Origin of the sequence: Moraxella sp. DOX410 (assembly GCF_032248735.1) — a bacterium.
Classification (GTDB): domain Bacteria; phylum Pseudomonadota; class Gammaproteobacteria; order Pseudomonadales; family Moraxellaceae; genus Faucicola; species Faucicola tetraodonis.
This window is the reverse complement of record NZ_CP135138.1, coordinates 21,484-35,214: the sequence shown is the minus strand read 5'-3', so window position 1 is coordinate 35,214 and position 13,731 is coordinate 21,484. Positions and strand designations below refer to the sequence as shown.

Annotated in this window: 12 protein-coding genes and 1 riboswitch; of the genes, 5 read left to right on the top strand and 7 right to left on the bottom strand. The window is 46.6% G+C overall.

What is annotated here, in order from left to right:
* Window positions 1-54: 54 nt before the first annotated feature.
* A complete protein-coding gene (locus tag RNZ41_RS00150; protein ID WP_314027283.1) occupies window positions 55-1,548 on the top strand; it encodes a YifB family Mg chelatase-like AAA ATPase in 1,494 nt (497 codons plus the stop codon).
* Window positions 1,549-1,577: 29 nt separating this feature from the next.
* Here RNZ41_RS00150 and RNZ41_RS00145 read toward each other — a convergent pair whose 3' ends face one another.
* The 3 genes from RNZ41_RS00145 to phoU form a co-directional block, all read right to left on the bottom strand.
* Complete coding sequence (locus RNZ41_RS00145) at window positions 1,578-2,138, bottom strand: DUF4385 domain-containing protein (protein WP_051500238.1); 561 nt, start codon at window positions 2,136-2,138, stop codon at window positions 1,578-1,580.
* Window positions 2,125-2,859, bottom strand: coding sequence for a phosphoglycolate phosphatase (locus RNZ41_RS00140; RefSeq protein WP_314027282.1), 735 nt, complete (start codon window positions 2,857-2,859; stop codon window positions 2,125-2,127). Before RNZ41_RS00140 ends, RNZ41_RS00145 begins: the two co-directional genes overlap by 14 nt.
* Before the next feature lie 140 nt (window positions 2,860-2,999).
* Window positions 3,000-3,770 carry a phosphate signaling complex protein PhoU gene (phoU, locus tag RNZ41_RS00135; protein WP_060995892.1) on the bottom strand — a complete coding sequence of 257 codons (771 nt, stop codon included), beginning with the start codon at window positions 3,768-3,770 and terminating at the stop codon, window positions 3,000-3,002.
* Between the two features lie 346 nt (window positions 3,771-4,116).
* On the opposite strand from phoU, the gene pstS reads away from it, so the two are divergent.
* Window positions 4,117-5,121: a phosphate ABC transporter substrate-binding protein PstS gene (gene pstS, locus RNZ41_RS00130; protein ID WP_065253924.1), complete on the top strand. Its 1,005-nt coding sequence runs from the start codon at window positions 4,117-4,119 to the stop codon at window positions 5,119-5,121.
* Between the two features lie 80 nt (window positions 5,122-5,201).
* Here the strand turns inward: pstS and RNZ41_RS00125 are convergent, their stop codons facing one another.
* Window positions 5,202-6,473 carry a TolC family protein gene (locus RNZ41_RS00125; RefSeq protein ID WP_314027281.1) on the bottom strand — a complete coding sequence of 424 codons (1,272 nt, stop codon included), beginning with the start codon at window positions 6,471-6,473 and terminating at the stop codon, window positions 5,202-5,204.
* A 230-nt stretch (window positions 6,474-6,703) separates the two neighbouring features.
* Window positions 6,704-6,806, top strand: a riboswitch (TPP riboswitch).
* A 122-nt stretch (window positions 6,807-6,928) separates the two neighbouring features.
* On the opposite strand from RNZ41_RS00125, the gene thiC reads away from it, so the two are divergent.
* Together thiC and RNZ41_RS00115 are read left to right on the top strand one after the other, a co-directional pair.
* Window positions 6,929-8,947, top strand: coding sequence for a phosphomethylpyrimidine synthase ThiC (thiC, locus tag RNZ41_RS00120; protein ID WP_314027280.1), 2,019 nt, complete (start codon window positions 6,929-6,931; stop codon window positions 8,945-8,947).
* 306 nt (window positions 8,948-9,253) lie between these two features.
* A complete protein-coding gene (locus RNZ41_RS00115) occupies window positions 9,254-9,817 on the top strand; it encodes a hypothetical protein (RefSeq protein WP_282842206.1) in 564 nt (187 codons plus the stop codon).
* Window positions 9,818-9,887: 70 nt separating this feature from the next.
* On the opposite strand, the gene dapB is transcribed toward RNZ41_RS00115, so the two are convergent.
* Together dapB and dnaJ are read right to left on the bottom strand one after the other, a co-directional pair.
* A complete protein-coding gene (dapB, locus tag RNZ41_RS00110) occupies window positions 9,888-10,694 on the bottom strand; it encodes a 4-hydroxy-tetrahydrodipicolinate reductase (protein ID WP_177343773.1) in 807 nt (268 codons plus the stop codon).
* A 220-nt stretch (window positions 10,695-10,914) separates the two neighbouring features.
* Window positions 10,915-12,081 carry a molecular chaperone DnaJ gene (gene dnaJ, locus RNZ41_RS00105; protein WP_314027279.1) on the bottom strand — a complete coding sequence of 389 codons (1,167 nt, stop codon included), beginning with the start codon at window positions 12,079-12,081 and terminating at the stop codon, window positions 10,915-10,917.
* A 253-nt stretch (window positions 12,082-12,334) separates the two neighbouring features.
* Here dnaJ and RNZ41_RS00100 point away from each other — a divergent pair, with 253 nt between their 5' ends.
* Window positions 12,335-12,994: a DUF2939 domain-containing protein gene (locus RNZ41_RS00100; protein WP_314027278.1), complete on the top strand. Its 660-nt coding sequence runs from the start codon at window positions 12,335-12,337 to the stop codon at window positions 12,992-12,994.
* Here RNZ41_RS00100 and RNZ41_RS00095 read toward each other — a convergent pair.
* A complete protein-coding gene (locus tag RNZ41_RS00095) occupies window positions 12,991-13,695 on the bottom strand; it encodes a pseudouridine synthase (protein WP_007116604.1) in 705 nt (234 codons plus the stop codon). The two genes, RNZ41_RS00100 and RNZ41_RS00095, sit on opposite strands and share 4 nt — an antisense overlap.
* Window positions 13,696-13,731 lie beyond the last annotated feature (36 nt).

The following is a 13,731-nucleotide window of genomic DNA, read 5'->3' as shown; positions in this document are numbered from 1 at the left end:
ACGGCCTGTCTTGTGTCAAGGTAGCCGCCAAGTGGTTGAAAAAGGATTTTAAAAATGTCGTTTGCTCAAGTATATACGCGCTCGGTGGTAGGTTTAAACGCGCCAAGCGTGATGGTTGAAGTACATTTATCGCAAGGATTGCCTGCAGTCACCATAGTGGGCTTGCCTGAAGCCGCGGTACGCGAGAGTAAAGATAGGGTGCGCTCTGCCATTATCAACTCGGGTTTTCAATTTCCCAATCGCAGATTAACTATCAACCTTGCCCCCGCGGATTTACCCAAAGATGGCGCACGGCTTGATTTGCCCATTGCCATAGGCATCTTGGCAGCGAGTGGTCAAATTGATGAAACCGTGCTTGCGCAGTACGAATTTATTGGCGAATTGGCACTCAATGGCGATTTACGAGGCATTGCTGGTGCGTTGGCAGTATCACGAGCACTCAAGGCGGCGCAGCGCACCTTGATTGTTCCCAAAGACAATGCCGATGAAGCGGTCAAAGTCGATGGCGTGAAGGTGTTGCAAGCCGATACCCTCAAAGCTGTGTGCCAACACTTGATGAACGAGCAACAACTTAGCCAAGCCGAGCATAAAACATCTTACCAATCAGCCAATTATCAGCTAGATTTAGCCGATGTCAAAGGACAACACCAAGCCAGACGTGCGCTAGAGATTGCGGCAGCGGGCGGACATTCGCTACTATTTTGTGGCTCACCTGGGACAGGCAAAACCTTGATGGCATCTCGCCTACCCACCATTTTGCCACCGCTCAACGACCATGAAGCGCTTGAAGTTGCCAGCATCTATTCGATTGCCAACAGTGATTATGACTACGGCACACGCCCTTTTCGCCAAGTCCATCATACTACTTCAGCAGTGGCGCTCGTGGGCGGCGGCTCATCGCCCAAACCCGGTGAAATCACGCTCGCCAATCGGGGAGTGTTATTTTTGGATGAGATTCCAGAGTTTGATCGCAAGGTGCTTGAGGTACTCAGACAGCCCATCGAGAACAAAGAAATTGTCATCAGCCGTGCCAACTCTCAAGTACGCTTTCCCGCCAATTTTCAGCTGGTAGCAGCGATGAATCCCTGCCCCTGTGGCTACTATGGGGATAAATCAGGTCGCTGCCAGTGCCGACCCGAGCAAATCAAACGCTATCAAGAAAAACTATCAGGACCTTTGCTGGACCGTATTGATTTGCATATTACCGTGCCTGCCCTGCCTGCCAGTGATTTGCAGTCAGCACAAAGGGGTGAATCTTCTGCGGTAGTGCGTGAGCGGGTGATACAAGCCTATCAGCGTCAGCAAGCCAGACAGGGCAAAGCCAATAATGAACTCTCCCCCAGTGAACTTGACCAATTTGCGCCGCTTGGCGATGCAGAAAGTCGTATTTTGGCAATGGCACAAAGTCGGTTGAATCTGTCCGCGCGCGGCTATCATCGCGTCCTTCGCGTCGCCCGCACGATTGCGGACTTGGCAGGTAGTGAAGCAATCCAAACCGCGCATTTAACTGAGGCATTAAGTTATCGTAGTCAATTAACGAATGCCTAATTTTCGTGCTAACTCATCATATAGCAAGGCTATAAAAACGGATGCTCGCGAAAAAACGTGGGCGGCAGGTTATCGTATTGCGTGTCGTTGACGTATTTGGCTTCAAACTGTTTCTTTAGCGCTTTGTAGTCCGCATTGGCGCGGCATTCATCCCATTTTTGCTTAAAAATTTGTGCAGATTGGGCTTTGATTTGTGCGGATTCAAGCTGCTGTGATTGCTGCGGCAATTGCTCACGCCCATGCGCGCCACTTTGTCCTTTTTTAGCGTCAGGGACAGCGCCGTCATATTTTTTGCCCCCTTTGTGATTGGCATAACGACGCGAGCGCGTATAACCCATTTGGATAAATTTACGCGCCATATCAGCACCGACAAAATCCCCTTGAGCAAGGTAGTCCAAAAACATCGCATAGATAGTATCACTACTCTCGCGCGCAAGTTCTGGCGTAGCAAATCGCCAATGCGGCAAAATCTCGGATTTATACGGCTCTACCAATAACACCCCTTGCTCACCGCGCCCCACCCGATACAACCCTGGATGCTCGCGAAAATTCAGCGTGTCAAAGTTGAGATGATAATTAAACTCGTGCATGACTCAAAAACTCAGTCAGCGTGGCAAAGTCATCAAAGGTTTGGGTCGGGTGATAGTCACGAATATCCTGCCCATAGTTATAGCCGTATGACAATCCTAATGTATCCATGCCCGCATTTTGCCCTGCCAAAATATCGTTTTTGGAATCACCAATCATATAGCTTTGAGCGATGCTAAAGCCTAATTGGTCACAGACATGCAGTAGTGGCATTGGGTCGGGTTTTTTTGCAGGCAAGCTATCACCACCCAAAATATAAGCAAAAAGGGCTTGCCAACCCAATTTTTCGACAATCGCAGGAACAAAATCAATGGGTTTATTGGTGGCGATAGCGAGGGTATAGCCTTGCTCTTTAAGCTGACGCAACCCTTCGCTCACCCCTACATAGGGCTGGGTTCTGACACAGGTGTTTTGATGGTAGTAGTCAAAGAATAAAGCAAGCGCCTGATTGGTATCGTTTTCAGTGAGATTGGGGTCAATGGTTTGTGAGCCTGATAAGGCACGTTGCACCAGCACTTTGCCGCCATTGCCCACCCAGTTGCGGATGACATCTTCGCTAAAGTTGGCTTTGCCAAGCGTGGTTAGCATCGCATTGACGGCGTCCGCCAAATCTGGCACGCTATCAATCAACGTACCGTCCAAGTCAAAAATAAGTAATGATTTTTGGGTGATATTTTCCCCAGTGGGTGTGGGGATTGGGGTTTTAAGTGATTCGCTAGACATGGTGTTTCCTATCGTTTTTTCACCAAAAGTTGATAGGCTACAGTGTAGCAGAATCACTTAAAAATACCATGCAACCGTCCATTAAAATAACCTAACACGGATAGCTCACTGCCTCTAACAGTAGGTGTTGCTAGCAAATGTTAGTTTTCGCCATTGCTCGGTTGATAATCTAGTGAGGCATCGGCGATTTCATGGCTAGCTGCGGGGTTAAATGCACTGTCTTTGTTGGCACCCAGTTTTTGATAACGCACATCTTCACCGGTAATACAAAAAATCAATTGCTCAGCGATATTACGCGCATGCGCACCAATACGCTCTATCGAACGTAGTACCCATAAAATATCAATGACTTTTGCTACATAGCGACCATCTTCCATGATGTAGGTCATCATCGCACGTGACGCAGATTTGTACATCGCATCAATTTCACTATCTTGCTCTATTACTCGGTAAGCACCTGTTGCATCAAACTTGGCAAAAGCTTCTAGCGCATTTTTTAGCATCATCTGCACAAAATTACCCATTTGATGCGCTTCATGATACCCAATCGGTGATTGACCTTCTCGGGTGGCACGGCGCGCCATCTTGGCGATTTTTTTGGCTTCATCACCAATACGCTCAATGTCAGCACTGCATTTGCTCACTGCCATGATTAGGCGTAAGTCGGTTGCGGCAGGTTGACGACGTGCCAATACTTTGACCACCGAATCATCAAGCTGCTGCTCAGTAAAGTTGATTTCTTTGTCACCATCAATGACATCTTCGGCAAGCGCCACATCACTTTTTACCAAAGATTCAATTGCTTTGGTGAGATTGGCTTCTGCCATGCCACCCATTTTTAAAAATAAATTGACCAAGTTTTGTAAATCTTGGTCATAACTTTTTGATAAATGCTCACCAATTAAATTCATATTTCCCTTCCTAACTCATGGATTGTGACTCATGGACTGTGCAAAATTGTGATTAAAAAAGACGTTAAAGAAAAGCTAACTATAACTAAAAATTACGACAAAATGATGAAAAATAGCGCGCCTATTCGCTGATATTGCATCATATAAACCGAGCAAAAAACCTAACAAACATTTCAATGTCATCAAACTTTAACATAACCGTAATAGATTTGACATTTTGTTACATTAACATGGCAACAATTTTTCAGCTTTGGGTGATTTAAAACGCGACACATTAGTTGGCGACTCCCAAGCTAAGTTACCATCTTCCCTGACAATCATCTCATTTGTCCATCAAGGAATCATTATGAAACTATCACATTTAATCGTCAGTGTGGCATTCGCTGCTGTAGGCGTACAAGCCAATGCTGTCAACATCACAGGCGCTGGTGCAACCTTCCCACAACCTGTTTACTCAAAATGGGCAAGCGACTACCAAAAAGCAACGGGTAACCAAGTAAACTATCAAGGTATCGGATCTTCAGGCGGTATCAAACAAATCCAAGCAAAAACGGTTGATTTTGGTGCCACTGATGCGCCCATGAGCCCAGCAGAGCTAAATGCCAGCGGCTTAATCCAATTCCCCGCAGTCATTGGCGGTATCGTACCTGTGGTCAACATCGCTGGCGTCAAACCCGGTCAATTAAAACTATCGGGCACCGTCCTTGCTGACATCTATATGGGCAAAATCACTACTTGGAACGATGCACGTATCCAAGCATTAAACCCAGGTGTTGCCCTACCTGCCGCTAAGATTACCACCGTTAACCGCTCAGACGGTTCAGGTACTACTTTCGTATTTACTAACTACCTAAGCCAAGTATCAAGCGATTGGAAAGCAAAAGTAGGCGCGGACAAAACCGTTAAATGGCCTAATGCTTCAGCAAGCGTGGGTGGTAAAGGTAACGAAGGCGTATCAAGCAACGTACAACGTGTTGCAAACTCCATCGGTTATGTTGAGTATGCTTACGCAAAACAAAACCGTTTAGCTTATACCCAACTTCAAAACCGCGCGGGTAAATTTGTCCTGCCTGACGATTCAACGTTTGCCGCAGCATCAAACATTAACTGGGCACAATACCCTGGTTTTGCGGTGACGATTACTAACATGCCAGCAGCCAACGCTTGGCCAATCTCTGCAGCGACGTTCATCCTCGTACCCCGTACGGGTGGTGCTAAAGCGAAAGAAGCGCTTAAATTCTTTGACTGGGCATTTACTAACGGCAATGCACAAGCAACCGCTCTTGACTACGTTCCGCTACCTGCCGACACCAAAGCTGCGGTTCGTAAAGAATGGACGAAAGTTAAATAGTCATTTGCGTCAGCTTACTACGCAAATTAACCCTGCCGATAGGCGGGGTTTTTTAGCTTAAAATTTTGCCAAAAAAAGCATCAAATCAGCTGATTATCTAACACTTTGACCGTCTCATCGGTCAGATTGCCCGCAGCTTTTTGTAGGTCAATGTAGGCATTTAAATAATCAAAATACGCATTAATCAAATCGCGTTTGGCAGCGTGATATTGGCGCTCTGCCAGTAGTGTATCTACCATCGAGCGCACCCCCAAATCATAGCCTGTTTTTGACGCTTGGGCGACGCGGCGATTGGCCTCCACCGCAACTTGCTGGGCTTTAATCGTGGCACGCTGTGCGACCAAATTTAAATACGCTTGGCTGGTCTGAGTCATCGCAGCTTGGTACACATAGGCGAGGCGACTTTTTGCCGCTTGCGCTTGCAGAGTGCCTTGCTCAACGCCTGCGCGTGTCCGCCCACCGGTATAAAACGGAAAATCCACTTCCACCCCAAAGCTATAATTGGTGCCATCAATAGCGCTAACATTATTATGGGTATAGTCTTGCCACCCCACATTGCCTACCAAATCGACACGGGGGTAGATATTGGCTTTGAGATAATCGACTTGTTTGTTGGCAATCGCCACTTGGGTTTGTGCTAGCTGAATATCGAGATTATTATTTTGTGACTGCTGCATCCAGTTTCCGATACTTTGACTTGCCACAAGATTTAAATCAGGCGGTAACTTGATACTGTCTAGCTGATTGATTGGTTGACCGGTGAGCAGTGATAACTGCTGTTTGGCATTCACGATTGCCACGTCATTGTTGGCGATAGAGGCGCTGACGCTTTCAAGCCTTGCACGGCTTTCTTCGGTATCTACCCGCGCCGCTACCCCTTGTGCGAGTCTCGCTTGCATCATGTCATTTTGTGCTTTGAGTGCGGTGAACTCGGCATTAAGGCTATCTGTCATCGCTTCAGCGCGCAATACATTGAGATAGGCTTTGCTGATTTGCTCGATGAGTTGTTGATGCTGCTGTAATAGCTGGATGTCATTGGCTTGACTGGCGAGCACGGCTTTTTCATAGTTTGCCCATTTATCAGCACGAAACAAGGCTTGGCGCAGTCCGATACCAATTTGGCTTGCGGTATTGCCCGTGTCAGGGATGTTATCGTCTTTGGGATAAAACTGGTTATGTTTGACACTGCCTTGCAGCCCCACTTGCGGCAGCATATCGCCAAACGCTAGCTGCACATTTTTTTGCGTTGCCAAATAGTCATATTGCTGCCCTGCCCAATTGCCATTGGTGCGGTGGGCGGCGCTATACAATTCCCACAAATCTTTTGCCATCACGGCTGGGCTGAGGGACATCGACCCTATCAATGACACTACCATCGCCCCTAACCGCCATCGGGCGCCAGTCGCTTTACGATTCCACAAACAGATGCATTCCATATCAATAATTACAACATTTTCAACAACCAAGGAGCCTCTATCATACCGATAGTTGTCAAAAAAATCAGTAATTTAGTGCAGTAAATCATCATCACAAAATGGCTAAAAATCTATTAGGTAAACCTGTGAGTTTTTGTTAATATGGAGGTATTGACTCGGGGTGCAGTTGGATGACATACCAACGGCTGAGACATACCCGTCGAACCTGACACGGTTAATACCGTCGTAGGGAAGTCGTCTATTAGGTTAGTTAGACCAGTATTTTTCTAGAATTAGTTTTTTCTAGAATCAGTTTTTTAGAAACAGTCATACTCACCTATCTTCGCCCGAGTCCAGCAAACCATCACTTCATAACATAACATGGACTCGCTATGAACCAACTTACCAACGTTACTCACAAAACCCCTGCCCACCGTGACCCTACCGATGACCGCTTTGAAGAAGAAGCGCGTGATTTGACGCGCGCGTTGCCGGCATCTCGCAAAGTCTATATCCAAGGCTCACGCCCCGACATCCAAGTGCCGATGCGAGAAATCACCTTGACCGATACCCCGGTGGGCGGTTTTGGCAAGGCAGAAGGCGAAAAAAACCCACCGTTTTATGTGTATGACACCTCAGGGGTGTATACCGACCCCAATGTCGAAATTGACTTGACTAAAGGCTTACCAAAACTGCGTCAAGCTTGGATAGAAGCGCGTGGCGACACCGAGCAGCTTGCCAAACTCTCAAGCCAATACGGCAATGAGCGTGCCAATGACATCGCCACTGCTAACCTGCGCTTTGGGCATATCGACAAGCCAAGACGGGCGATCAATGGCAAAAACGTCACCCAAATGCACTACGCCAAACAAGGCATCATCACCCCAGAGATGGAATACATCGCTATCCGTGAAACCCAAAAGCAGCATGACCTGACAGATTTGCGTCAGCACGCTGGTAACAACTTTGGTGCCAACACCCCCAAAATTATCACCCCAGAATTTGTGCGTGCCGAAGTCGCTGCGGGACGGGCGATTATTCCCAATAACATCAATCACCCCGAATCAGAACCGATGATTATTGGTCGTAATTTTTTGGTTAAAATCAATGCCAATATCGGTAATTCAGCCCTGGGCTCTAGCATTGACGAAGAAGTTGCCAAAATGACCTGGGCTACCCGTTGGGGCGCGGACACCATCATGGACTTATCAACCGGTAAGCATATCCATGAAACCCGTGAATGGATTATCCGTAACTCCCCCGTGCCCATCGGTACCGTACCGATTTATCAAGCCCTAGAAAAAGTGGATGGCGTTGCCGAAGATTTGACATGGGACATCTTTAAAGACACTTTGATTGAACAAGCCGAGCAAGGTGTTGATTATTTCACCATTCACGCGGGTGTACTGCTGCGCTACGTACCGGTGACCGCCAATCGTTTGACAGGCATCGTCAGCCGCGGCGGCTCGATTATGGCGCAGTGGTGTCTTGCCCATCATAAAGAGAATTTTCTTTATACCCACTTTGAAGAAATTTGCGAGATTATGAAAGCCTACGATGTGGCATTTAGTCTGGGTGATGGTTTGCGCCCCGGTTGCCTACAAGACGCCAACGATGATGCGCAGTTTGGTGAGCTCAAAACCTTGGGCGAGCTGACCCAAGTGGCATGGCAACATGACGTGCAGGTGATGATTGAAGGTCCAGGGCACGTTGCTATGAACCGTATCAAAGAAAACATGGACTTACAACTTGAAGTCTGTAAAGAAGCGCCTTTTTACACACTTGGACCTTTGACGACGGATATCGCCCCAGGCTACGACCATATCACATCCGCCATTGGTGCGGCGATGATTGGTTGGTATGGTACTGCCATGCTGTGCTATGTCACGCCAAAAGAGCATTTAGGCTTACCCAATAAAAAGGATGTCAAAGACGGTATCATCACTTACAAAATCGCAGCACATGCAGCAGACTTGGCAAAAGGACACCCAGGTGCCCAAGCGCGGGATAACGCCTTATCAAAAGCGCGTTTTGAGTTTCGCTGGGACGACCAGTTTAATCTCAGCCTAGACCCAGACACGGCACGTGAATTCCATGATGAAACCTTGCCAAAAGAAGCGCATAAATCAGCGCATTTTTGCTCGATGTGCGGTCCAAAATTCTGCTCGATGAAAATCACCCAAAACGTGCGGGATTATGCAGCAGGGCTTGAGTTTAATAAACCACAGCTTGGGCAAGATATCACCCCAGATACAGGCGAGTTATCGGATACAAGCCACGCTATCAAGCAGGTGGATACTGAATTGGTCGGGCAAGTGGGTGAAGCGTCTGCCGATGAAGTCCGCCTAGGCATGGAGCAGATGAAGCAAAAATTTATTGAAGAAGGCAAACAGCTGTATAAAGAAGTTTAAGCCCCAGCTAATCTAACGCCGCTATGATGTACAGCCGCTAGCATAGTCAACTTGCCAAATACTGGTTGCAGCTTAGCGGCTTTTTTACACCAATTTTTATCATATTTTTTATTGATTTTTCAATCAGTTACCTGTTACGGTAGTGCCTTTTTAATGTGCCATTAATTAAAGTTAAAAAAAACGCGCGAACCTATAACAGCTACTAATTTGCAAAGTCGTTTAACCCGCAAGTTGCAAATCGTATTTAATTGAATTAAAAAAACAAGCGTACTACAAAGAAATCAAGAGGTTTTTATGCACCCTAAAATGCTAACAGCTTTGACCCTTGCCGTGCTTGGCTCAGTGGTTACACATGTCGGGGCTGCGCATGCAGCGCCTACTAATCCCACGCCTGCCCGTGCTGCCAACCAAACTGCACCTACTCTGCTACAGCAAAATCTATTGACTTTAATCAAAGCTGGTCAAGCGATGGAAGCTGAGACCCAAGTCAAACAAGCTGAAATCGAAAAAAAATACCAGCCTAAAGTCGCTGAAGCCAAAACCGATGCCCAAAAAGCCGCGATTCAGACCCAGTTTTTAAATGAGGTGATTGCCTATAAAAGCTATCAAAAACAAAAATTTGCGGCAATCAAATTGACCGAGCCAAGCGTATCAAACTTGCGTGACCAATATATCGAAACGCTAAATAGCGATATCGCTGCCGCTCAAATCGTCATCGCCAATCCAAAACCGACCGCTGACTCTAAGAAAAAATTTGCAGAACAACTCACCAAATCAAAAAATTTAACGCTAGCAGTGCGTAATGGCTTAGAAACCCTAATGAAAAAAGCGGGTTTTAAAAAACAAGTGCTACAACCCAAAACCAAATAAGCATTCGTTAATAAAAAAGCCGAAACACTTTGATGGTGTTTCGGCTTTTTTGTTGCATAAGCAGTTGATGCTAATCTTTCAGCCCAAGCACATCTTGCATATCAAACTGTCCCGTTTGCTGCTCATTGACCCACACCGCAGCACGCACCGCACCTGCAGCAAAGGTCATGCGCTCACGGGCTTTATGGGTGATTTCAACCATCTCGCCATCGGCGATAAACATCACCGTATGGTCGCCGACAATCTCGCCACCGCGAATGGCATGGATACCAATCTCGCCTGCTTTTCGTGCGCCAGTTTGACCTTCGCGGCCATAAATCGCCACGTCTTTTAGGTTTTGACCGCGTCCTTTGGCAACCGCTTCAGCCATCATATAAGCGGTGCCCGATGGCGCATCAATTTTGTGTTTATGGTGGGCTTCGATAACTTCAACATCGGCGCTGTCGCCAAATGCTTTGGCAGCCATTTCAAGCAGTTTAAGGGTTAAATTTACTCCAGTTGAGTAGTTGCCCGCATACACGATGGCGATTTTTTCACTTGCCTGTTTTAAGATGGCGTTTTGCTCATCGTTTAAGCCTGTTGTCCCAATGACCATATTGACGCCTTGGTCAGCACAAAGTTGTAAGTTTTTGGCAGTCGACTCAGGCAAGCTAAAATCTATGAGCACATCAATATCATGAATGACGCCTGCCAAGTCATCGACCAAAGCGACATTAGTTTTGTCGAGATTAACTAGCTCGCCCGCATCCACGCCCAACAAGCTTGAGCCTTGACGCTCTATCGCCCCTGCAAGGGTAGTTTGTGGATTTTGTGCCACTGCTTGAATCAGCATACGTCCCATGCGCCCACCTGCGCCTATGACCCCGATTTTTACCATTTGCTTATCCTTTATCTCGCCCAATTACCTAGTGTAACTTGCTAATCTGATTTTCTAGCCTGATTTTCTAGTATAACTTTCTAAGTTCAAATCATAACAGCTTGTCTCGCTGAATCCTAGCTTAGCTCAATATTGCCTTATACAAAAAAACCCTTGCAATCATTACAAGGGTTCGATGTTTCACGTGAAACATCTATCAAACACTATAAACCAATAAAACCTAGTCAAACAAGTCTTTGACATCTTCTTTGAGTTTATCAAAGAAAGATTTTTTCTGGGGCGATTGTTGATGATCACCCATGGATGATTGTAGCTGACGAAGTAGCTCTTTTTGTTTGTTGTTAAGGTTGGTCGGTGTCTCTACCACCACACGGCATAACAAGTCACCTTTCATCGTCGTGCGCACGGGGGTAACGCCTTTGCCTTTGATACGGAATACTTTGTGGCTTTGGGTGCCTTCGGGAATGCGTAAATTGATACGTCCTTCAAGCGTTGGTACTTCCACCTCACGACCTAAGGCTGCATCCGCAAAGCTGATTGGCACATCCATGTATAAATCAGCGCCTTCACGGGTAAAAATAGGGTGCTGTGCCACACGGATTTCAACATACAAGTCGCCGCTTTCACCGCCTGCAATCGCTTCACCTTCGCCCGTTAAACGTACCCGATCACCATTGTCGATACCAGCAGGAATGGTGACTTCAAGGGTGCGTGATTTTTCTTTAACACCCGAGCCATGACAGTCATTGCAAGGATTTTTGATTTGTTTACCTGAGCCGCCACAGTTGGGGCAAGTCTGTTGCACAGCAAAAAAGCCTTGCTGCATACGTACCACACCCGCACCACCACAAGTTGCGCAGGTCACGATATCGCTGCTGTCTTTGGCGCCCTTACCATCACAAGTTTCACAAGGGGCAGGTGCGGTAAAGGTAATTTCTTTTTTTGTCCCTTGCACCGCTTCTTCAAGCGTCAAATCAAGCATATAGCGTAAATCTGAGCCGCGTCTGCTACGTCCACCCCCTGTGCGACCCCCAAAAATGTCGCCAAAAATGTCTTGGAAGCCGCCGGCGCTGCCACCACGGCCGCCGCCCATGCCGCCAAAAATATCGCCAAAAATGTCTTGGAAGTTTCCACCGCCAAAGCCGCCACCGCCCATGCCATTCTCAAACGCTGCATGACCCATACGGTCATACGCTGAACGTTTGCTATCATCGCTTAGCACTTCGTATGCCATCGAGGCTTCTTTGAATTTTTCTTCGGCGGCAGGGTCATCAGGGTTACGGTCTGGATGATATTTCATCGCAAGTTTGCGGTAGGCTTTTTTGATTTCTTGTTCATTAGCGGTTTTATCTACCCCTAATACTTCATAAAAATCGCGTTTTGACATAGTAACTCCTTTGGCAGCATAGTTTTGACAGTACGGAAGAGTGGATTCGACCAGTAGCAACGTTTAGCAGCTGCCAAACCTTTGAAAGACTAAAATTTAAAAATATGCAATATAGTGGCGATTTTTGTTAAATAATCAAGCAAATAATCGGCAATCAGCGCAAAAATATTTTGCTTTTTTTGCAAGAAAAATTCGCAATAGCCTAGCCCGTTGTTTTAAACTAATTAGCAAACTCTAACTCTGATAGTGATTTATGAAAAAAGTATTATCTTTGCTAATCATCCTTGCACTGATTGTCGTCGCATGGGTATTTGCTTCCCCTTATTGGGCAGTGTACCAACTGAAAAAAGCCTATGATGCACAACAAGCAGACACTATCAGTGCAGCGATTGAATTTACGCAACTGCAGCAAAGTATCAAATCACAGCTAACTCCTGTATTGGTGGAAAAAGCCAATCATGTGGCAAAATCCCCTATTTTGCAGATGCTCAATATCACGCTAAACCCTGATGACCTAGTGAATAAAATGGTCAATCAAGCCGTGGATAATACCGCCACGCCAGAGGGCGTACAGTATGCGCTGACAGGACAAGCGACCACCGAGCTGCTCAAAACAAATGTCAAACTACTGGGGGGCTTGGTGGCAGTAGCGATGGATAAGATTGATATCAAAGACTTGATTTTGGCGCGCAATTCAACTGAGCTTAATCAAAAAATCAAACAACAACTACAATCGCCTAATCCCAATGCCACCACAGCAACGTCGCAGACCCAACCCACCACACACTATTGCGGTGTTAACTGTTTTGAAGTCACCGGACAGGTACGTGGCTACCCGTTAACGCTCCACTTGCAGCGCCAAGGGCTCATTCATTGGAAAATCGTGGGTGTGACACTGCCGCTAAATACTTAAAACTGGTCAATTTCTTCAGCGGTCAAAAATCGGCTTTCGCCTTTTTCTAATCCTGCTAAGGTAATGTTACCGATGCTGGCACGATGTAGCTCAATAACTTTATTGCCAAAATAGCCCATCATGCGTTTGACTTGGTGATATTTGCCTTCCGTGAGTACCAACTTGGCATGGGTAGCATCAGAAAAACTTAACTCAGCGGGTTTGGTTTTATCATACTCGTCCTCAAGCATGATGCCTTTTGCCAATTCTTTGATAGCAAATGCCTGTTGTGCTTCAGTCATTGGGTCGGCAAGGGTCAACTCATACACCTTTGCCACATGATGTTTTGGGCTGGTGACGCGGTGCAAAAAGCCACCATCATCGCTAAGCAGCAGCGCACCTGTGGTGTCGACATCGAGTCGCCCTGCAATCCGCAAGCTACCTAGCTGGGGTACATCAATCAAGTCTGTGACAATCGGCCACTCTTTTGGCTTTAGGGTGCACTCAAAGCCTTCTGGCTTATATAACAGTAAGTAGCGATTGCCCATCGCGACCGATAATGGCTCACCCGCCCATTCGATATCGTCACCCACTTCATCGATATGTAGACTTGCATCTTTGACCACCTCGCCATTGACAGTGACTTCGCCTGCGTGCAAGATTTTTTTGCAGTCTTTACGCGATAGCTCGGTGGCTTTGCTTAAAAATTTGTCTAAACGCATTTTTTTGTTATCCTAGTGCTTGTTTTGTTTATTGTA